We start from the raw sequence: 21,862 nt of genomic DNA on the forward strand, positions 1-21,862 counted from the left end.
CATGGCTTATGCGACAGCGCACCACGAAGAACATCATGATGAACATGATGAAGGAATCAAAGTTATGGGTTTTTGGCTTTTCCTCGTAACGGACTGCATCCTATTTGGAGCATTATTTGCTACGTATGCCGTTCTTGTTAATCATACTGCGGGAGGCCTTACAGGAAAGGAATTTTTTGAAGTTCCAGGATTTGTTTCTGAAACGTTTATCTTATTAACGAGCAGCTTTACGAGCGGATTAGCTGTGCTGAGCATGCACAAGGGAAAAATAAAACCTTTAATTGGCTGGCTAATCGTAACTCTGCTCTTAGGTATGTGCTTTGTGGGCCTTGAAATTCATGAATTTCAAACAATGGTTCATGAAGGAGCAACCATTTCCACCAGCGCATTTTTTACAGCTTTCTATACGCTAGTTAGTACGCACGGGCTGCACGTTTCTGTCGGCATCATTTGGATGATTTCAATTACAATCCAATTAAAACGATATGGAATTACCTCTGTAACAAAGCGAAAAGTGACGATTATCAGCTTATACTGGCATTTTCTTGATGCTGTCTGGATCTTCCTTTACACGGTTGTGTATTTAATGGGGGTGATGTAGATGGAGAACCATGGATCGTTAAAAGCTTATACAATAGGATTTATTTTCTCGATTATTTTAACCGTTATTCCTCTGATGCTGGTATTAAACCATGTATTTTCTAAAAATATATTACTAGCTAGCATTCTAGGAATGGCCGTGCTTCAATTTTTCATTCAACTGTTTTTCTTCATGCATATCAAAGACGGAGAGAAGCCCCGCTATAATGTGATGGCTTTAATACTTGGAATCGTTTTTGTTATTACGATTGTAGCAGGATCGATTTGGATAATGACTTTTAACTCTCAAGTTCAATAAAAATGGAGCCGTGCACTACACACGGCTCCATTTTTATTAATTTCTATATATTGTGATAAAAATCACATACTTTCGTTTGCGCAAGAAGTAAAATAAAAGTGTAGCAAGGAAAGTTCTTTATAAACGAAAGACAAAGGAGAGATTATGATGAATATGGCTTATCGTAACATCCTCGTAGCAGTAGACGGTTCTGTAGAAGCAGAGTGGGCATTCAAAAAAGCAGTTAACAGTGCGAAAAAAAATAACGCTCATTTAATAGTTTGTCACGTTATCGACATACAGGCGTTAAGTCCATCACCTTATGCATTCTATACAGATACACGCTTTCAAGATGCAGAGAAATTTGCTGAAGAACTTTTGACCAACTATAGTAACCTAGCTCTTAAGGCTGGAGTAACGAAAGTCGAGACATTAATTGAACACGGTTCTCCTAAAACAAAAATATCTAAAAAAATTGCTCCCGATAAGCACGTTGATTTAATTATATGCGGTGCGACGGGGCTAAACGCCGTAGAGCGCATTTTAATCGGAAGCGTATCTCAGCATATTTTACGCTATGCCAAATGTGATGTGTTAATTGTTCGCACTCCTAAAGAAGCCGAAGAAGAATCAAAGCCTTTACAAGTGGAACTAACAGAGTAGCAGAACAGAAGAAAAAGAACGCTTATTGTTCACAGTAAAATACAAAGCTCTCACCATTTATTTAAAGAGGGGGGGATAAATGTATCTTAGTTAAAAGAAGATCTGAACGAGGAATCGAGATTCTTAATAAAGAATTCGACTCGTTCGGATTTTTTTATTGTGATGGTAAACGTAGATTTCAGGTATGCAGCTGTTTTTAGCTGTTGATTGAAGGGGAAAGGTAATGAAAGAAAAGTGAGGATAATAGAGCACATCAAGCATGTTTACTAAAGAAGAGGACGGGAAGAACAAGTATATAGAAAACTTTTCCTTAGTTGGTTAAGGATTCATTCATAAAGGAGTGACGAATATGTCAAAACTAAATAATCCATTAACTCAATATTTCCATGAAGACTATCCAAAACAGTATCAAGAACCGCCCGGTGTACAAAAAGAAATGAACGTCATCCCGGACTGCGGGGAAAACAGTTACATAGGTGCAGGTAAATTAAAAGGCAGAAAAGCTCTTGTGACGGGCGGAGATTCAGGTATTGGCCGGGCAGCAGCGATTGCTTACGCAAGAGAAGGTGCAGACGTTGCGCTTAATTACTTGCCACAAGAGCAAGCAGATGCAGAAGAAGTACAAAAGCTTATTGAAGCAGAAGGAAGAAAAGCCGTTCTCATACCTGGTGATGTAGGCGAAGAAGCTTTTTGCAAAGAGCTAGTAGAAAAAGCTTATAAAGAATTAGATGGTTTAGATGTTCTAGCGCTCGTAGCTGGCAAACAGCAGGCAGTAGAAGATATTGCTGATTTAGAAACGGACCAACTGCGCAAAACCTTTGAAGTAAATGTATTCTCTTTATATTGGACCGTAAAAGCAGCGCTGCCTTATTTACCGGCAGGTGCTTCTATTATTACAACAAGTTCTGTACAAGGCTATAGCCCAAGTCCTAATTTATTAGACTATGCAGCTACAAAGTTTGCCATTAACGGATTCACTCGCGGACTAGCCAAGCAATTAGCTCCAAAAGGTATTCGCGTCAACTCCGTTGCTCCAGGACCTATCTGGACGCCGCTGCAAATTTCTGGAGGGCAGCCAAGCGACGCTATTCCAGGCTTTGGACAAGATACACCGTTGCAGCGTGCTGGTCAGCCAGTAGAGTTGGCAAATGTATACGTATTTTTAGCTTCAACGGATGCAAGCTACGTAACAGCTCAAGTTTACGGGATTACAGGCGGAATAGAACTAGCTTAACTCAAAAAAACACGTGCAGTTATGAACTGCACGTGTTTTTTTGAGTTATCGTCTTTTACCTTTTAAAGTCTGTACACAAATGTAGCTAAGCGTAGCGAATAACGCTGTAATAAATGCTGAGTGAGACAGTGTAGCAAAGACATTTAAACGAGACATGACAACAAAGATACCGCTGAATACTTGAGCAATGGTTAAAGCAACCGCAATGATGGACGCATAGTAAATATCACGGCGAGTTTCTTTGTACTGTTTGATGGCAGATACCATAATCCAAATGATAAGAACAAACAGTACAAGAGCAGCAAATCGGTGGGCAAAATGAATACCTGTTGTTCCTGAAAGTTTTGGAATAAGCGTATTGCCATAACAAGCAGGAAAGCTTGTACATGCTAAGCTTGCACCTTTGTGACGCACATATGCACCTAAATAAATATCGCAATAGGTAAATATAAGCGTAAACCATGCGAGCCCTTTAAATTTGCCTGTGACCGCTCCTTTAATAAAATGATCCGAACGGTCTTTTTGAATAACAAACATGGAAAGCAAAAATACGCCGGTAAACGCAATAAGCGAAAGACCGAAATGCAGTGCTAGCGCTTCAGCTGACTGAGGCCAGATAACTGCAGAAGCCCCGAGTAATGACTCAATAACGATAAATGCAATACTCAGAATCGCTAAAATTTTCACTTCACGGTTTCTGCGGTAACGAATCCAAGCCCAAATAGAAAATGCTAAAACGAGAAGACCTGCAAATGCGGTAATCAAACGATGCGTATATTCAATCATTGTTGCTACCGCGTATTCGGGTATTAACTGCCCGTTACACAGCGGCCACTCGTTTCCGCACCCTAATCCAGATCCTGTGGTTGTGACCAGACTGCCGGCAATCATTAAAATAAACATAACAATCGTTGTAAATATAGCTGTTATTTTAAATAAATTTCTCATACGTTGACTCCCTTTGCTGAGTTACTAATTATGACTATAGATTTGATGAATACGATAGTCAAGTAGTAGAGCGTAATTAACAAATAACTGTCACAAACTTGCACATGTTCCCCTTGAAATTTATGTCAGAAAAGCTTTCTTCATTAAACTTTGTAATGGTTTTTTCCTTTTAAACGATGTAAATATGGTTCCATACATAAGATATAAAAAAATTATATTAGTGATTTTATACAATTTGCAAAAAAAAACTTTAGAGAGAATGGAGATACAATCATATTCCAAAAGTGATAATATAAATATAAATTAAACGATGTTATAAAACCTATCATTTTGTGTTAGGTATAAAATAAACTTTTATCACGGAGAAACTTTATTGAAAGGAGAGATAGCGATGAGCTTAGAAGCTTTAAATAAAAGAGTAGAAACCGATCTTTCTTATCTTTCCTTTAGGAAACCAACAGAGGTACAGCCAATTACCCCTAAGAGCGGACACGTATACGATGTAATCATTATTGGAGGAGGTCAAAGCGGTTTAGGAACAGCCTTTGGCTTGCTGCGAGAACGCGTGTCGAATATTCTTGTTATTGATGAAAATCGTTCGGGTTTAGAAGGTCCGTGGGAAACGTACGCGCGAATGATTACGCTAAGAACGCCCAAAAACTTAACATCTATCGATTTAGGAATTCCTTCACTGACGTTTCAAGCGTGGTGGGAAGCACAATTCGGCTCAGAAGGATGGGAAGCTCTTGACAAAATTCCAAGAGGAGACTGGATGAATTATTTGCGCTGGTACCGGAACATTCTTAACCTTCCTGTGGCGAATGAAATAAAATTAACGTTAATTGAGCCAGCAGAAACAGGTATCCATCGCTTGCATATTGAAGGGAATGGAGCCGTGTGTTCTACACTGATGGCACGTAAAGTGATACTAGCTACAGGAATTCAAGGAGGAGGAGAATGGCATGTTCCACCTATGATTTCTGAAAAATTGCCGCCTCATCTTTATTCTCACACTTCACAAACCATTGATTTTACTACGTTGAAGAACAAAAAAGTAGCTGTTTTAGGAGGAGGAGCATCCGCGTTTGATAACGCCAACTATGCGCTTTCCGAAGGAGTTGCTGAAGCTCATGTATTTGTTCGACGAAAAGAACTTCCGCGTATTAATCCAATCAGACAAATGGAAGCTTCAGGAATGATTGAACGTTTCCATGCTCTGTCAGATGCTGAAAAATATGAAGTGATGGCTCATTTTTTCGAATACAATCAGCCGCCTACGAATGATACATTTGGACGCGCTTCCTCATGGCCAGGTTTTCATTTGCACGTACATGCCCCATGGCTCGACGTCGAGGAAAAACACGACAAAGCAGTTGTAACCACTCCTCAGGGAACGTTTACGTTTGACTATTTAATTATTAGCACCGGACTTCTAACAGATCCGGCTCTGCGTCCAGAATTGCAACTTGTTGAAAAACACATCGCTCGCTGGAACGATCATTACAAAGCACCGCATGAAATTGCCAACCCAGTATTGGATGCCCATCCTTACCTTAGTAACGGCTTTGCTTTTTTAAGTCGTAATAGGGAAGGTCAAAAAATGGTATATGGCCTTTTTGCTTTTAATTATTCCGCTTTAATTAGCTGTGGAATTTCTGCATCCGCTCTTTCAGGGCTAAAATATGCGATACCAAAGCTCGTCTCAGAAGTCGCCAATCAGCTTTTTATTGATAATCGCCATGAGAATTTAACTAATTTCTTTGACTATGATGAGCCTGAATTTGTCGGCAGCTGGTCAAAGGACAATAATCAAGTGAAAACAATATAGCAAAAACATATTTTTAACAATGAAAAAGGTGAAGCATATGGAGCCGATCTCTAAAAAGAAGATAGCTACTTTGTATACTCAAATTAGCCAAGAAATTTTTCATGTAGGCGTGAATACTCAAAAAATAGATATTATTGATAATAAAATTCTTATACTAGCTCAATCAAAAAGAATGCCGGCACTCGAAGCACTCAGTGAAGAATATAGAGAATTAGTGATGTCTCTTGATGCCGCTTTGTCGACTAAATATAAAAAAATGCTAAAGCAAAAAGTGGAGCTTTTATTTGATATCCAGGTCACTTCTTTATTTAGAGACTATGATCCTGTTACAGAGAATTCTTGTACGGTTATTTGCTTTAAATAACTTCGCTATATAAATTGCAAAACGTTCGATGAAATCGTTTGTTGTGCAAAATACGTAAAAAACGGATGCTTATCTTCTGTTTACAGAAGCAAAGAGCCGTGAAAACAGAAGGATTCCCTTCTGTTTTCACGGCTCTTTTTATAGATATTTTCATGAAAAAGAGAGGGGAAATGGTTAAAAACACACTGTTTTATAGAGGAGCTGTAAAAGCGAGTTAAAAGAGAANTTTTTGTTTCTTTTGCGTTTTCTACCATTCTAAATGCTTCTTTTACTTCTTCTTTGGTTTGTATAAAGTTGTTAGGAATAGGCAGTTCTAGGAACGTTCTTCTTGGAATGGGGTAGCCTTTAATGTTGACGGAGCTTAAGAGAATTAAATTTTTGGCATCATTCGGATGATCAATCACATATTGCATAGCAACTGCTCCTCCTAATGACCACCCGCTTATTGTAAAAGCAGACAACTTTAAAGCATCCGCAAACAGTTTGACATCATCTGATAAGTCTTTGATTGTGTGGATAGGTGTATGATAAGTGGAGTCTCCAAATCCTCTTAAATCGATCGCATAAGCTGTGATATGTTCTGGAAGTTCATTCATTAACACATCCCAGTTAAGGGAAGAGTTCATGTTTCCGTGAATTAACAAAAGCACCTCTTTTCCGCCTTTTTTCATTCGGTAATTTACTGTTTCTCCATTCGGTAATTCTACTTTTGCTTGTTCTAAAACAGATACGGTCATCGCTATTTTCCTCTTTTCTTATATAATTAGAACGATCGGTAGCATTTATTTTTTAATACCCTATTTATCAAGATTTAAGCAGTTAGAAAGAAGTTGTGCAAAAGCCAACATAATGCTATGTTATTCTACTTGCTAAAAAAGACAGCCAAATATGCGATTCGGCTGCCTTTTTATAATGAAGAAATATACGAATGAGCAACAAGGCCATTACTTTTTCGGTGCGTCTAATGCTTGATAGGCAAGCTGATATTTCCCGCCTTCAGCCACTTCTGCATGGTACAGAGCTTTAAGAGCAAAGTTTTTTTCAAGGCTGTGCTCTTTCATCAGTCCATTCAGCTTACCTTGCAGTTCCTGATTGTCTTTAATGAGCTGTTTCATCTGTGATTTTAAATATTTCATGGTGTTTTCCGCTCCTTTCACTTGATGAATATCTATCAAGTATATCACTTAAGGATAGGATAATGGTAAAACGACTTACAATTAAGCGATTAAATCTGTACAGCTCTGTTCTTTAAGCGTCCTACAAGCGGAACGACGATGATACCAGCGATAACAACTTGCATCACATTCCCCGGTATAGAGCCAAGCGGAAGGATCCAGTTATGATAAAGAATCACTTCGGCAAAATAGTAGCCTACGATTTTTACAATCAGCGCAGCAGCAACTGCCAGTGTGTTCACAAGTGCTCTTTTACCAGGTGCTTTTTCTGAGATAAGACCTGCTAAAAAGCCCATTGCCCCTACGATAATAAACGTAAACGGCGCCCATGCTGTCCAGCCGGAGATGAGGTCGAATAACCCCATTCCAAAAGCCCCGGCGATGGCTCCTGTCTTTTTGCCGTAAATAAAGGCTGCTATAAAAAGAGGAACGTTGCCTAAATGGATGAGGCCTCCGTTACCCATGATTGGAAGCTTGATGTTGATAAACATTGTCGCTACAAACGTCAGTGCGATAAAAAGTGCATGCATAGATAAAGCTTTGATTTTGGTTGATTCTCTTGGTGAGTATGTTGAATTCATCTGTTGACCTCTTTCTTTTTTTACTACTATCATACTCCTAATTACATACTTAATAAATACGTAAAACTATTTATTTAGTAAGATATATCATTCTAGCAGCACAAAGGGATCCGCCAACTTCAAAAATTGTCCTATCCGTTCTTAAAAAAATAAAGCTGCTTCTGCTTCCTTTAGCAGACTGCGGCGCCTAATTTTTGTTATGGTAAAGAGTCTGTTCGGGCATAATATGAGCAAATCGTTCTTTTTCAAGAGTTGACGAAGGCTGATAAATATGAGAAGTTATATGTTTGTAGAAATGAATGGAATAACCTAGAATTCCAGCGGAACCTGTTACTATAATTGTACTGATATTGACCAAGTTCGTTCAGATTGTGGCAGTCATGATTTTTACATACAGCAAGCAAGTTATAGGAGGAGCAAGAATGGATAATAACGATATTTTAATTAGATTACGATATGCCTTGGATTTAAAAAATACAGAAATGGTAGAGATCTTTAATCTTGGCGGAGTAGACGTAACAAAAGAAGACGTATTAAAGATCCTTACGAGAACGCCCGACGAAGAAGACGAGGATGCAGTTCATGAGGACGAACACATCACGTGCAGTAACAATATGTTAGATTCTTTTTTAAACGGTTTTATTACCTTTAAAAGAGGAGAACAAGACCCTAAACCAGGGCAAGCACCTCCAGCGCCGGTTCAAAGCAATCAAAATATGTATAACGTCTTATTAAAGAAAGTAAAAATTGCTTTGTCCCTAACCAGTGAAGAGATGTTAGAAGTATTCGACGACGGTGGCATACGTGTATCTAAAGCAGAATTAGGTGCTTTATTACGAAAAAAAGGCCACAAAAATTACAAACCGTGCAAAGAGAATTTTGCACGAAAATTCCTAAGAGGCTTAACCGTACAATATAGAGGATAAAATGATACACACTTTTTCAAATCAGAGTATCCATTATGAAATACGATATAAAAATCGAAGTTCTTTTGCGATTAAAGTAGACGGATACGGAACGGTCGAAGTCCTTGCTCCTAAAGGAACGTCTACTGAACAAGTACGGATGTTATTAGAGAACAACTGGGCATTGATTCAGCAAAAAATAAACGAAATGAAAGATAGAACGCATGGACCAAAGAAAAAAGTCTATGAACACGGAGAACGCTTTTTGTATGTAGGAAAAAACTATCCGATACAGATTCATCACGATTCGACCATTACAAAGGATTCTGTAGTGTTTGAAGCGAACACGCTTCAGATTTATGTCAATCAGCACGACGATGAAGCGATAAAACAAGCGCTCAAACGCTTTTACTATCAACAATGTAAAGCGCTAGTAACCAAGAGTATCTCCTCCTATCAAAAACATTTTAAAACAAAGCCGCGCTCCATTTCGATTTCGGATAGCAAAAAAGCGTGGGGCACGTGTGATTCCAAGCGTCAGCTAACCTTTAACTGGCGGCTGGCAATGGCACCGCAGCACGTCATTGATTACGTAGTCGTTCATGAAATGTGCCACATGGTTCACATGAATCACGACCGGTCGTTTTGGCGTCTTGTCGGGAAAATTATGCCCGATTATCGTGAACAAGAGAACTGGCTGGCAATGTCAAGCTGGGAAATGACGGTGTAGTACCACTAAATAAGAAAAGAGCAGGAGCCCCAGAGGCATACTGCTCTTTTTTTATCTTTAACTATAGCGATATTTTCGTAAATCTTTTAAAATAGAAATTTCTTTTAACAATTCTTCTCCGACATTTGTTTCTAAAACCATTTTTCTTTCTAGTTCTTTGTCAACCAATCGCTTTACGGATAAGACGTCCGTTCCTTCTAATAAAATCTCTTCTTTTGAATTAAAGTGTTTATGAGCGACTAGCTGCATGCCGTAAGAATTATATAATAACGTGTAGCCAGCGATACCTGTTGTGGATTGATACGCTTTTGAAAAACCGCCGTCAATAACAATCATCTTTCCATTTGCTTTGACCGGGTTTTCTCCTTCAATTTCTTTGACTGGCGTATGACCATTAATAATATGACCATGATCAGGATTTAATTTAAATTCTTCCAGGATGTTTCGGCAGACTTCCTCATTTTCCCGTAAATAGTAGTATGGATTCTTCTTCTCTTTATGCGTTGTTTTATCACTTATAAAATATCTTTCAAACGTCGTCATTGCGCGTTTCCCAAAGAGTGATGAATATTCTCCTGTCCATAGGTACCAGACCATATCTGTTGCCAAATCATCCGTTTCTTCAGGATGGGCAAAAGCCTCTTGCAAATAATGTTCAAACACATCAAGCAAGTTGCGGCCTGCATACGTTTTATCTTCAATCGTCATTTTTTCCATGTTTCCTTGTTCATCTAAAGGAATGCAGCCGTGTATTAATAAGTTTCCGTTGTATTTCAAATAAAGGCTGCCTTTTTTCATCAGAAACTTCATATGTCTCGCCAGCTTTTCCGAATGCTGCACAGAAAGCAGCAGTCTTTCCATTACCTGCTCTTCTTCTTCTAATAGCTGATCAGGCTGCGCCGGATTAATCGTTGCAAAGCAGCTGTTTTCTAGCTGATACGTGTTTCCGTATATCGTAATTTCATTTTTATCATAATCAATTTTTTCAAGCAACAGCCTTTCTGACATATTAAAGAAAGGACGTCTTTTTATAATCGGACTTTCAAGCTTGAATTGAATCATCGCAATGGCCTGATGAATTTTCGTAATTTGTAGTCGCTCGTGATCGGATAGTTTATCACTTGAGCTTACTTTTGGTCTAAAAGCGGGATTATCATCATAATATTTCTCCGCCAGGTTAAGCAGCGGTCTCAGGTTAATGCCATATACGTCTTCAATAATATCTAGATTGTCGTATCTCGCGCAGATACGAATAATATTGGCAAGACACACTTTCGAACCCGCAAAAGCCCCTAGCCATAGCACATCGTGATTTCCCCACTGAATATCAACGGAGTGATAGTTAATCAGCGTATCCATAATTTTATCCGGTTCAGGTCCACGGTCATAAATATCCCCTACTACGTGCAGGTGGTCCACAACCAATCTTTGCGTCGTATAAGCAAGCCCTATAATAAGCTTATCGGCTTGTCCTAGAGAAATAATCTGCTGAACAATCTTTGTATAGTACTGTTCTTTATTTGTAAATTCATCCGTTTTATATAGCAGCTCTTCAATAATGTACACAAATTGATTTGGCAATGCTTTACGCAGTTTAGAACGCGTGTATTTAGAAGAAGCGTACGAAATGAGATTAAGCATACGATCAATGATTTCTGTATACCATTGATAGAGTTCCTTTTTGTTTCGAAACTGCGCTTTAATTAACGGTAGTTTTTCTTCAGGATAATACACTAATGTCGCAAATTCATTGATTTCTTTGTCAGATAATACATTTTTAAAAAGGTCTTTAATTTTCTCTTTTACATTTCCCGAACCGTTTCGCAGCACGTGCTGAAAGGCTTGATATTCGCCGTGTAAATCACTGACAAAATGTTCGGTCCCCTTTGGCAGATGAAGAATAGCTTCAAGGTTAATAATTTCGGTTACCACTTTTTCTTCCGTATCATACTTTTGTGCAAGTAAATCTAGATATTTTGTGTTCAAAACTATGTATCCCCTTTCAACGTTCACCATTTAATATAATCACCGTTATAATCCTGTAAGATAAATTGTGATTATAATGTTACGCACCTCTTATTTAACTCTTTTCTCTCCATGCCTCACCTCTTTATTTTAACCTATTTTACGTATAGGTAAAATGGTATAAAGTCTATTTGTCTATAAAGATTAACCGATCTTGCCCCCTTAAAGATGACAGCTAGCTGGTAACTAAAAAAACCTGCTGATCTCAGTCAGCAGGTTCGATACATATGAAAGAAGCGCACATAATTAAGAAAGTTTACTCCGACCTCTATACTATAGCAGATTTTTTCTTCCCCGGCTGTGAGAAAACGCACAGCGCCAGACCCTTTGTGGTGGTACGATAAAGATGACCTTTCTGAGACAGGAAAAGTCATCCTTTGTATTATATAAGAGTCATCATTCTGTTGAATCTCTGTTCTTTTACGTTCAGAGATTTTTTCTGTTGAATTTGTTGGATGACGAGAAAAATCATCACATTAATATCTGCTGATACCTTATCCACCCTAATTCTGACCGTTTCACTATTTCAGCATATCCGGTTTTAAAAATGTTCTCTGAACAACAAGAGTTATATTCAATAAGTACATAATGTAAAATACGAATACTCTATTTATGAAAATAGATTTTATAATAAAGAAAAACGCAGCGCAGGCAATAGGCCATGCTGCGTTTTTCTCTCTATATCTCAAACGATCTCAAACGAAAAAGATGGTTGTTGTAGAGTGTTCGTACAAATGCAGTAATTTATTCAGCTTAGTGAATATTATTCTTTCTGAAATTACCGCCTTTAACTTCCGCTACGTCATATACCGTAACAAAAGCCGTCGGGTCAATTTCGTTGATAATTTCTTTCATTTTGCTTTCTTCCAAGCGGTTGATTACGCATGTGATTTCCTTAAATTTTTCATGAGAATAACCGCCGTAAGCTTCTTTGTATGTAGCGCTTCGACCTAAACGATCACGTATTGTCTCTACCATTAACGCAGGCTGAGAAGTGATAATCTGGAAGGTTTTCGATCCGCTTAACCCTACTTCTACGATGTGAATAACTTTGGATGCAATAAAGTATGCAATTGCAGAAAGAATCGCGCCTTGCAGACCAAATACTAATGAAACGAAAATAAATACAAATGCATTTAAGAATAAAATAAGATCACTTGTTCCAAACGGCAGTTTTCGAGAAAGCAGCACGGCCAGCATATCGATGCCATCTAAGGCCCCGCCGTTACGAAGTGCAATTCCCATTCCAAACCCAAGGATAATACCGCCAACAACGGTTACGAGTAGTGTATCTCCTTCAATAATTGCTGGAGTGTGATGCATGAGGCTAGTACCGACAGCTAATGAGACAATTCCGAGGATGGAAAATATGGCAAAGCTTTTCCCAATTTGTTGATATCCTAACCATACAAAAGGAATGTTGATAACGGCGATGAGAACCCCAAGCGGCAAGCCAAATAGGTTTGAAGCGACGATGCTAATCCCTGTTACCCCTCCATCTGAAACATGGTTTGGAATTAAGACAGTTTCTAAGCCGTAAGCTGCAATAATTCCTCCGATAATAACCATTAATGCTCGGAAAGCAATTTTTAGCCGCTTAGGCCTGTGATGTTTTTTAGTTGTGTTCATATAATTCCTCACTTTTAGATGTTTTTTACTATTTAAGTTTACCACAAACGTTCTCTTTATTTGAACTAAGGAGGCTTACGTATCGTTTTTCAGCTCACATAGTGCAAACATAGAGAAAAGAGAAATTCTAGCTGTACAGACTCTATCCTTGCAATAAGTCCCTATTTCTGTTAAGTTTAAGAAGAATTATTTTTGTTCGGCAAAGATTGATAAGTTACATAACTTTCGTCTATAGATTTGAGCAAGGATAGTAACACAATGTGTGCGTGTCACACTAGGAGGCAACAATTATGGAACAAGGTAAAGTAAAATGGTTTAACGCAGAAAAAGGTTTTGGATTCATCGAACGCGAAANTTAAAAAATAAAAATTAACGTTGACGTTTGTCGCTTTGTTCAGTTTTCAAAGTTCAACCGTTGCTCTGAAGCAACTTTATTAGTATAACATTCTACCATTTTGATGTCAACATCTTTTTTTAAGATGTTTCTCTCAACTGCGCTGTTCATCAGCGACATTTAATAATTTACCATATATAATATATAGAGTCAATCGTTTTTCTAAAAAACTTTATAAATAAAAAAGTTAATGAAGTAAACCTTCAGTAAAATGATTGAATACTCTCTATTACAATAGCAATCTAGCCGCTATGCAGTTTTCTTATCTTACCATAAAAAAAAAGCCCAGTCATTAAACTGAGCTTTTTTATTTAAACTATTCTGCTAAGAATGCAAAATAGAGTATGAAGATGATACAGAGAGCATACATAATTGGATGAACTTCTTTTCCACGCTTGCTGCATAACATTGTAATAGGATAAAAGATAAAACCAACCGCAATACCTGTTGCAATACTGTATGTTAATGGCATCATAATTACCGTGAAAAATGCAGGAACTGCTACTTCGAACTCTTTCCAATTAATTTCCCCTAAATTTGACACCATCAGAGCTCCTACCGTAATTAAAGCCGGCGCAGTAACAGCTGGTGTCACGACCGCTAACAATGGAGAAAAGAACAGTGCAACTAAGAAAAACGCCGCCGTTACGATTGCAGTAAATCCTGAACGTCCGCCCGCTGCTACTCCAGCCGTAGACTCTACATAAGCTGTTGTTGATGAGGTACCAAGAACAGCACCAACTACAATCGCACTAGAATCTGCCAATAACGCTCTGCCCGCTCGCGGAAGCTTATTATCTTTCATAAGCCCAGCTTGACTCGCTACAGCAACCATCGTACCTGCTGTATCGAAGAAATCAACAAATAAGAAAGTTAAAATGACGACTAGCATCTTTACAGTAAAGATATCACCGATATTTTGAAAAGCTGCCCCAAACGTCGGGTCAAGACTAGGAACTGATGAAACAACTGCTTTAGGTGTATCAATTAAACCAAAAGCCATACCCGCTACAGCTGTTACAATCATACCAATAAATACAGCTGCATTTACTCGAAGCACCATTAATACAATAGTAATGACAATGCCAAAAACCGCAAGTAACGTTGTTGGGTTAGTTAAATCACCCAGTCCAACAAATGTGGCATCATCTTTGACGATGATTCCGGCACCTTTCATACCAATAAAACTAATAAACAAACCAATACCTGCTCCAACAGCCATTTTTAATTCAATAGGAATAGAATTAATAATTTTTTCTCGCAGGCTTGTTAATGTTAAAAGAATAAAAATAACACCTGATATCATAACACCCGTTAAAGCCGTCTGCCATGGAATTCCCATTGTCAGAACAACTGTATAAGCAAAAAATGCGTTTAATCCCATACCTGGAGCTAATGAAATTGGATATCTACCAAGCACTCCCATAACAATTGATCCCAAAGCTGCCGCTAAAGCAGTAGCTGTAAATACAGCCCCTTGGTCCATTCTCATACTGTCAGGCAGATCCTTTACATCACTTAGTGATAGCACAGATGGATTAACAAATAAAATGTAAGCCATAGATAGAAAAGTTGTAAGGCCAGCTATAAACTCTTTTCGATAGCTAGTACCCAGCTCTTCAAAACGAAAATACTTCTTCACGTTTTTTCCTCCCTTTATAGAAGCCGCATGCACTTAGGCAAGCCATAAAAAATGCCTCTACACTAGGCGCGTAAAGGCATAAGATCGACTAAAAGAGAAATGTATGAGCCAAAAAAACAAAAGATTTTTACACATACATGTATTACTTTCTCGTAGTCAAGCCATTTACGGTAGCTCGGTAGAAACTTTTGGGCCTTATCCCCAAGATTATACGACATTAAAGCTATATCTCGCTGTTTTATGTTACTATCCTACCATTAACTTTTTAAAAAAGTCAACAAAAAACGAACATTCTTAAAAAAGAATGTTCGTTTGTTCGGTTTTCTTACATATTATTCCCATTCAATTGTTGCAGGTGGCTTACTTGTAATATCATACACTACGCGGTTAATATGCTTAACTTCGTTTACAATACGCGTTGAGATAACTTCAAGCACATCCCAAGGAATACGGGCCCAATCAGAAGTCATACCATCAATTGATGTAACAGCACGAATACCGATTGTGTAATCATACGTACGAGCATCTCCCATTACACCTACACTGCGGATGTCAGGAAGAACCGTAAAGTATTGCCAGATATCGCGCTCCAAGTCAGCTTTTGCAATCTCTTCACGTAAAATAGCATCCGACTCACGTACAATTTCTAACTTCTCTTCCGTAATTGCACCAAGTACACGAATACCTAGACCTGGTCCTGGGAAAGGTTGACGCCAAACGATGTTATCAGGGATACCTAATTCAGAACCTAATGCACGTACTTCATCTTTGAATAGCGTGTTTAACGGTTCGATTAGTTTGAACTGCATATCTTCCGGTAATCCACCTACGTTGTGGTGAGATTTGATCGTTTGAGCTGTAGCTGTCCCACTCTCGATAATATCTGTGTATAGCGTACCTTGAGCTAGGAAATCAAACCCTTTTAATTTAGCAGCTTCGTCATCGAATACATAGATAAATTCATTACCGATGATTTTACGCTTTTGTTCAGGATCTGATACGCCGTTTAACTTTTCTAAGAAGCGATCTTTTGCATCGATTTTAATTACGTTCATATTAAAGCCTTCGCTAAATGTTTCCATTACGCTTTCCGCTTCACCTTTACGTAATAAACCGTGATCTACGAACATACATGTTAACTGATCACCAATTGCTTTGTGAATTAACACAGCTACTACTGAAGAGTCTACTCCGCCGCTAAGTGCGCAAAGTACTTTTCTATCTCCAACTGTTTCACGGATTTTATCCATTTCAACTTCAATGAAGTTCTCGATTGACCAGTTTGCTTCAGCATGACATACTTCAAACACGAAGTTCTTTAAGATATGGTTACCGTGCACTGAATGGCGAACTTCTGGATGGAACTGCACTCCGTACATATTCTTACCTTTGTTACTCATTGCGGCAATTGGACAAGATGGGCTAGTTGCGTCCACTTCAAAACCAGCTGGTGTTTCTACAACTAAATCACCGTGACTCATCCAAACAACTTGTTCTTTTGGCAACTCATGGTACATTAATGAATCATTTTGTACGTTAATCGCTGCTTTACCATATTCACGATGGCTAGCACCTTCTACCTTCCCGCCAAAATGATGAGTCATTAATTGCATTCCATAACAAATACCTAAAACAGGAATACCTAATTCAAAAATGTTTTCATCGCAGTGAAATGCGTTTTCACCGTACACACTGTTTGGGCCTCCAGAGAAAATAATTCCCTTTGGATTTAATGCTTTAATCTCTTCTGCTGTAATTGTGTGCGGATGCAATTCACTATATACTCCGAACTCGCGAATGCGACGCGTAATCAGTTGGTTATATTGACTACCAAAATCTAATACAACAATCATGCCTTCCATCTTGTTCACCTCTCCGAATGTGTAAATAATCACTTGTTATTATGCCCTAAAATATAAAAAAAACTAGACTTCTCCCTCAAAAAACAAAGGCAGAAGTCTAGTTGAGCACGACGTTTATCGTCAAATAGACTGTTCTGCCTTCATAGTCAGATCGTTTAAGGTGACCCGGTAGAGACTCTCGAACCATATTATCGAGGATATATGAAGGTATACGAAACATTTATAGTAAGTTCGAGAATATTCTATCAATCCGCGAAACAATGGTCAAGAACTCGTTTTTTTGATTAAATTTTCCCACAATTCAATCGACTCTTTCCATTCTTTTATGGAATCTGCATTTCGATACAAAACCCGCTCGTATTTTTCCGTTAATTGTAGCATATTTACCGTATTTAATTTTTCGTCTACTTCTCCTGCAAAGTCGCGCAGCGTTTGACTTTCTTGCCGCTTTAGTCCATTTGCAGAGAGTCTTTTAAGTAAAAAAGCATACGCTGATTCAAAGGTTTCCACACTCTCTTTCTTTTTATAAAAAGAGATATAAAAAGATAAAAACCATTTAAATCGATTGAGATATATTACTATTAACATAACTACAATCAGTCCGCAGAAAAGTACTTTCCACTTCATAGACAACTTAACATTTTGAAGAGAAGCTGTTTTTTCTTTCGCTCTTTCTTCTTGTGCCGGAAGCTCTTTTTCCTTAGGCTGCTCCTTCACTTGCGTTTCTTGTTTCTCTTCTTCCCTTTGACTATTTTCACTAGAGTTGTTAGGTTGGCTATCTACAAAATCATAAGGATTAGAAAAACTTTTTGTTGGTTCAAAAGGTACCCAACCCGCTCCTGGAAAATAGACTTCGACCCAAGAATGAGCATTATTTTGTGTAATTTCATAGGTTGTCCACTTACTACTTCCTGAAATGACGGTGGCATCACCTTCTGTATAGCCCTTTACCCACCGAGCAGGAATATCTAATGAACGAAGCAGCACGACCATAGAAGTAGAGAAGTTATCACAGTACCCTCTTTTTGTATCAAATAAAAATTGCTCCACATAATCTTTATTTTTCGTAGGAATTGGAACATTTTCAGTATCATATACATATGGATTTGATCGAAAGTATTCTTCAACGGCTTTCGCTTTTTCATAACGATTGTTCTTATTTTTTGTTACCTCACGAGCTAAATTCTTTACTCGTTTCGGCAAGTTAGCAGGAAGTTGTGTATACCTTGCTATAAATTCGTTATTATTCTCTAAACTCTCTGCCTTTTTTTCCTCTGCTTGCTGAAGAAGTCCAATATCAAATACAGGATATTTATACGTCATCTCATACGATTGAACAGTAACAAGCTTGTCATTTTGATAAGGATATAATTTTTCATTTGTCGGTGTAACATCGGTTTGAATGCCATTTTTTAAGGTTAGCGACAGCAGTTGAGGAACATGCATAAGATGAACAGAAGGCTGCGAATAGGTAACTTCTGCTTTTCTTACTTGTCCTGCTACACTTGAGTCATATTGAGGGAGTAAGTTTTCATTTCCTTTAAAGGGCACTTTTTCTTCCTCTTTAGACAGCTCCCACCCCTTGCCTGTATAAACATCCTTCGTTTCAATACGCCAATAGTGCTCATCCTCTACTTTGGCTGTAAATACAACCGTATCATCATTGACAAACGATCCCCCCAATTTAGAATCGTCCATATCATAGCCAATTCGTTGACCGTTTGCAGATTCTCCCTGTCCTTGATTTGTTGTATGCGCTGTGATAAAAGGTACGGGATCTGGCCACTGCGGCCCTGGTTTAGGAGCGAGATAAGCCAGCACAATGACGATAGCTAAAAAGCTGCCTAGAAAAAGAAACGATCGTTTTCTATTTTCTAAACGCTCAGTGCTCGCAGCTTTTATACGTTCAGGATTTATGCGAAGCATGGCTACTAATAAAAATCCGATAATCGTCACGCGAATAATAGCAGCTCCCGCATCGTAAGTAGAAAAGGTATCCAACACGGTAATATACAAAATGGTTAAGAAGAAAAAGAAGAAAATTCTTTTTTGATAAAAGATCCAATATTGAATTAAATAAGCCATAATCCAAAGCAGCACAAAAAATAAAGTGCTCCTCATTTCAAATGATAAATTCGCTATATTCCACTGCATGATACTTTGCGCATCTGACTGAAGAATCTCCAAAAGTCTCGGAAGCCAGTCTGAAGAAAAGAAGGCTCCTTGGAAATAGAGATTGTGAAGCGAAAACAAAATAAACAATATACTCCCTAACGTCATCACGATAAACGGCAAGCGAAACGTTAAACACAAAAAACAGTAAGCAACAAACAAGATAAAGTACTGAATTTGATTGGTATCCGTCACTTCATTTAAAGGAAGAAGCCATTCCACTAATAAAAAGAATGCTCCCGCGTACAATAAGATGTTTTTTACATACAAAGCTGATTTATTCACTTATTTTCGCCCTCACTTCCTTTAGATGATAGAGGAAGTGGAATATTAACAACTTCAATCGTTAAAGCAGAAGATTGTATTCCATTTACAATAACCGTCTCTTCGTCACTAAGCCCTGCTCCTTCATCTTTAACGACAATTATTGATGCCTTAGCATGCAGACTCAGCTTAGATTGAACCTGCCCAATGAGAGTCCCTGTAACTTGACTGACAATGACCATAAAAGAATGCTGCTTTTGAATGGCAATACTCTTAAATTCTGTTTCGAACGCTCGGTTGTTAACAGGCTGTGCACGCGCTAAGTGATACAACAGGTTACCAGTCTCACTTTGTTCAGAGGTTTTTGGTGAAAAAAGTGCATCTCCAGCTAAAAGAAAATCGATTTTTTTACGCTTGGTTTCTTCATGAATGAGCATGGATGCGAGAAAGCTCATTCGTTCTTCAAAGTATAGAGAGCTTATAACATCTGCAATGATAATCATACTCCGTTCATGATAATGACCAAACTCTTTAGAAATCAACGTAGCTTTACGAGCCGTCGCCTTCCAATCGATAGATCCTAATCGGTCACCCGGCTGGTATTCTCTAATGCCTGTCACTAACGTAGTAGATTGATTTCCAGCGGAAACTTCATTTTTTCCTTCTTCTATTCCCGCTAAAAGAAACGGGATATCTATCTCATGGATTTGAGGATACACGATAAACCGCTGCTGCAGCGGATAATATGCCTTCTTTTTTACAATTCCTAATAAATCACTCAATTCAATCGAAATCGTAAAAAATTCATATTCTCCTCTTTCTACAAACGATCTTTCATACGGAATAACAGCGTTTCGTTGAAAAAGCGGATAAATTGTTCTTTCTTCTTGATCTAAAAGGTTACTCTCCTCTTTCACTGCTGCCATATAAACAGGAAAACCCGAGGAGCGTGTAATATGAATGTCATACGAAAGATGATCTCCAGCGAATCGAGGCTGTAGCTTCACATCACGAGTAACATTCCACTTCTTTAACGGATAAAGCAAAACGGCTGCCGCATATAATCCAAAAGGTAAGAAGCTATAAAATAAAAACCAGCTGACAAAGCCCCCTTGAAACATCGCGTACGAAAACGTAGCAGCAAAGATGCAGAATAAAACGAACCAGTCCCTACATTTATTCCATATCACTTTTATATACTGTTTCATAAAGTACCTCTTACCTTTTAACAGGTACTTTCGTATCAGCCATAATTTGCTTCATCACATCATCCGCTGTTAAGCCGCTGTACTGGGTATCAGATCTTAGCATTAATCGATGTGCACACACATACGAAGCAAGCTCTTGAACATCATCAGGAAGACAGTAATCTCTTCCCTTCACTAAAGCATATGCTTGAACGGCCTTCATAAAGGAAACCGTTCCACGAGGACTGATACCTAACGAAACATGTGGATGAGAGCGCGTTTTGCGAATGATTTCGATGATATAGTGCTTGATCGCATCATCTACATAAATACTGCTTACAGTTTTTTGAGCCTGTACTAATTCTGGAATGCTCATGACGGGTTTGACATCCTCAAGATTGACTTGAGTCGATACGCCGTTTAAAATTTGAAGCTCCTCTTCCTGCGTAGGATACCCCATGCTTAATTTGAATAAAAATCGATCCAGCTGCGCTTCCGGCAAATGATAGGTCCCATCAAAATCAACAGGATTTTGAGTAGCCATCACAAAAAAAGGCGCTGGAATTTCCCGGGTGATACCATCGGTTGTTACATGATGCTCAGCCATTGCTTCTAAAAGCGCCGATTGTGTTTTAGGAGAAGTCCTGTTAATCTCATCAGCGAGCACAATATGGCTCATGATAGGACCTGGACGAAAATGAAATTCCATGTCTTTTGGACTGTAAATAGAAACACCTGTTACATCGGACGGCAGCAAATCGGGCGTGAATTGAATTCGTTTAAATTCTGCATCAATCGATTTGGCCAGTGCCTTCACGAGCATCGTTTTCCCCACACCCGGCACATCTTCAAGCAAAATATGCCCCTCTGCAAGCAAAGCAACCAAACTCAACGTAGATACCTGACGCTTTCCAATCACAATTTGATCGATGTTTTCTAATACTTGATTTAATTTATTATTAATATGATCCAGCTGAATCAATAAAGCTCCCCCTTAAAACTCAGTTAAGCCTTGAGTTTAGTATGTTTTTCAATAAACATAGTACTATCTTAACAAATTTTCAAAAAATCTGAAAATATTAACGCACGCAAAAAAGCGACCAAGTACTCACTTGGTCGCTTTTTTAGTTAGGGCAGTGATTACATCATGCCGCCCATTCCNTATACGTTCTCTAAAAGACATTTATAATAATATAAAAAAGAAGGGTTATTGTCAATAACTTTTTTGTTATTTTTATAGACTATTATTTGCTTTTGAAAAAAATGATGAGCATAGGCTTTCTCTGAGGCAAACAGTATCTCTGATATTTTTTAAATTGCCATGTAAGATTGTACATCTTTTTGTATAGTTTTCAATATAATACTAGAAAATAGTCGAACGA

At 38.2% G+C, this 21,862-nt stretch carries 19 protein-coding genes, 1 pseudogene and 2 riboswitches; of the genes and pseudogenes, 9 read left to right on the forward strand and 11 right to left on the reverse strand.

All coding sequences use genetic code 11. The annotated features are described in order from the left end of the window. Position 1: 1 nt before the first annotated feature. The 4 genes from cyoC (at position 2) to ACFX4W_RS14690 (ending at position 2,774) form a co-directional block, all read left to right on the forward strand. Positions 2-601 (forward strand): cytochrome o ubiquinol oxidase subunit III, encoded by a 600-nt coding sequence (gene cyoC, locus ACFX4W_RS14675; protein ID WP_043981922.1) that lies wholly within the window; start codon positions 2-4, stop codon positions 599-601. Continuing rightward, positions 602-898, forward strand: coding sequence for a cytochrome o ubiquinol oxidase subunit IV (gene cyoD / locus ACFX4W_RS14680; RefSeq protein WP_043981923.1), 297 nt, complete (start codon positions 602-604; stop codon positions 896-898). Positions 899-1,045: 147 nt separating this feature from the next. Continuing rightward, positions 1,046-1,540, forward strand: a complete 495-nt coding sequence (locus ACFX4W_RS14685) for a universal stress protein (protein WP_043981924.1) — start codon at positions 1,046-1,048, stop codon at positions 1,538-1,540. A 349-nt stretch (positions 1,541-1,889) separates the two neighbouring features. After that, positions 1,890-2,774 (forward strand): SDR family oxidoreductase, encoded by an 885-nt coding sequence (locus tag ACFX4W_RS14690; RefSeq protein WP_043981925.1) that lies wholly within the window; start codon positions 1,890-1,892, stop codon positions 2,772-2,774. Positions 2,775-2,819: 45 nt separating this feature from the next. Here the strand turns inward: ACFX4W_RS14690 and ACFX4W_RS14695 are convergent, their stop codons facing one another. Then, positions 2,820-3,722, reverse strand: coding sequence for a COX15/CtaA family protein (locus ACFX4W_RS14695; RefSeq protein ID WP_043981926.1), 903 nt, complete (start codon positions 3,720-3,722; stop codon positions 2,820-2,822). 391 nt (positions 3,723-4,113) lie between these two features. On the opposite strand from ACFX4W_RS14695, the gene ACFX4W_RS14700 reads away from it, so the two are divergent. Continuing rightward, on the forward strand, positions 4,114-5,550 hold the full coding sequence (locus ACFX4W_RS14700; RefSeq protein ID WP_043981927.1) for an NAD(P)-binding domain-containing protein: 1,437 nt from the start codon (positions 4,114-4,116) through the stop codon (positions 5,548-5,550). 37 nt (positions 5,551-5,587) lie between these two features. Next, the gene (locus ACFX4W_RS14705) at positions 5,588-5,914 is read left to right on the forward strand and encodes a Na-translocating system protein MpsC family protein (RefSeq protein ID WP_043981928.1); all 327 of its coding nucleotides are present in this window, start codon (positions 5,588-5,590) and stop codon (positions 5,912-5,914) included. An 80-nt stretch (positions 5,915-5,994) separates the two neighbouring features. On the opposite strand, the gene ACFX4W_RS14710 is transcribed toward ACFX4W_RS14705, so the two are convergent. The 3 genes from ACFX4W_RS14710 to ACFX4W_RS14720 all read right to left on the reverse strand — a co-directional run bounded on the left by ACFX4W_RS14710 (position 5,995) and on the right by ACFX4W_RS14720 (position 7,670). Next, complete coding sequence (locus tag ACFX4W_RS14710; RefSeq protein WP_377559693.1) at positions 5,995-6,651, reverse strand: alpha/beta fold hydrolase; 657 nt, start codon at positions 6,649-6,651, stop codon at positions 5,995-5,997. A 207-nt stretch (positions 6,652-6,858) separates the two neighbouring features. Next, positions 6,859-7,050 (reverse strand): hypothetical protein, encoded by a 192-nt coding sequence (locus ACFX4W_RS14715; RefSeq protein ID WP_013058089.1) that lies wholly within the window; start codon positions 7,048-7,050, stop codon positions 6,859-6,861. A gap of 89 nt (positions 7,051-7,139) precedes the next feature. Further along, positions 7,140-7,670 carry an ECF transporter S component gene (locus ACFX4W_RS14720; protein WP_097822870.1) on the reverse strand — a complete coding sequence of 177 codons (531 nt, stop codon included), beginning with the start codon at positions 7,668-7,670 and terminating at the stop codon, positions 7,140-7,142. A 422-nt stretch (positions 7,671-8,092) separates the two neighbouring features. Here ACFX4W_RS14720 and ACFX4W_RS14725 point away from each other — a divergent pair, with 422 nt between their 5' ends. Next, entirely contained in the window at positions 8,093-8,596 is a 504-nt protein-coding gene (locus ACFX4W_RS14725; protein ID WP_043981287.1) for a YehS family protein, read from the forward strand. Position 8,597: 1 nt separating this feature from the next. Then, the gene (locus tag ACFX4W_RS14730; RefSeq protein WP_043981286.1) at positions 8,598-9,305 is read left to right on the forward strand and encodes a M48 family metallopeptidase; all 708 of its coding nucleotides are present in this window, start codon (positions 8,598-8,600) and stop codon (positions 9,303-9,305) included. Positions 9,306-9,362: 57 nt separating this feature from the next. Here the strand turns inward: ACFX4W_RS14730 and fbp are convergent, their stop codons facing one another. Continuing rightward, the gene (gene fbp, locus ACFX4W_RS14735) at positions 9,363-11,291 is read right to left on the reverse strand and encodes a fructose-1,6-bisphosphatase (RefSeq protein WP_043981285.1); all 1,929 of its coding nucleotides are present in this window, start codon (positions 11,289-11,291) and stop codon (positions 9,363-9,365) included. Positions 11,292-12,083: 792 nt separating this feature from the next. Further along, positions 12,084-12,959, reverse strand: coding sequence for a YitT family protein (locus ACFX4W_RS14740; protein ID WP_013058095.1), 876 nt, complete (start codon positions 12,957-12,959; stop codon positions 12,084-12,086). Between the two features lie 290 nt (positions 12,960-13,249). Between ACFX4W_RS14740 and ACFX4W_RS14745 the strand changes: the two are divergent. Next, positions 13,250-13,312 (forward strand): annotated as a pseudogene (locus tag ACFX4W_RS14745) (cold-shock protein); the annotation flags it as partial. 357 nt (positions 13,313-13,669) lie between these two features. On the opposite strand, the gene ACFX4W_RS14750 reads toward ACFX4W_RS14745, so the two are convergent. The 5 genes from ACFX4W_RS14750 to ACFX4W_RS14770 all read right to left on the reverse strand — a co-directional run bounded on the left by ACFX4W_RS14750 (position 13,670) and on the right by ACFX4W_RS14770 (position 21,462). Beyond that, entirely contained in the window at positions 13,670-14,995 is a 1,326-nt protein-coding gene (locus ACFX4W_RS14750) for an NCS2 family permease (protein WP_013055032.1), read from the reverse strand. Between the two features lie 133 nt (positions 14,996-15,128). Beyond that, a riboswitch (purine riboswitch) is annotated at positions 15,129-15,230 on the reverse strand. Positions 15,231-15,327: 97 nt separating this feature from the next. Continuing rightward, positions 15,328-16,857 carry a glutamine-hydrolyzing GMP synthase gene (guaA, locus tag ACFX4W_RS14755; RefSeq protein ID WP_043977160.1) on the reverse strand — a complete coding sequence of 510 codons (1,530 nt, stop codon included), beginning with the start codon at positions 16,855-16,857 and terminating at the stop codon, positions 15,328-15,330. Positions 16,858-16,980: 123 nt separating this feature from the next. After that, positions 16,981-17,082, reverse strand: a riboswitch (purine riboswitch). 39 nt (positions 17,083-17,121) lie between these two features. Continuing rightward, the gene (locus tag ACFX4W_RS14760; RefSeq protein ID WP_237075578.1) at positions 17,122-19,314 is read right to left on the reverse strand and encodes a transglutaminase TgpA family protein; all 2,193 of its coding nucleotides are present in this window, start codon (positions 19,312-19,314) and stop codon (positions 17,122-17,124) included. Then, complete coding sequence (locus tag ACFX4W_RS14765) at positions 19,311-20,501, reverse strand: DUF58 domain-containing protein (RefSeq protein WP_237075577.1); 1,191 nt, start codon at positions 20,499-20,501, stop codon at positions 19,311-19,313. Before ACFX4W_RS14765 ends, ACFX4W_RS14760 begins: the two co-directional genes overlap by 4 nt. A gap of 10 nt (positions 20,502-20,511) precedes the next feature. Continuing rightward, positions 20,512-21,462, reverse strand: coding sequence for an AAA family ATPase (locus tag ACFX4W_RS14770; protein ID WP_043977166.1), 951 nt, complete (start codon positions 21,460-21,462; stop codon positions 20,512-20,514). Positions 21,463-21,862 lie beyond the last annotated feature (400 nt).

It is taken from the genome of Priestia sp. YIM B13489 (assembly GCF_042787645.1).
Lineage (GTDB): Bacteria > Bacillota > Bacilli > Bacillales > Bacillaceae_H > Priestia > Priestia megaterium.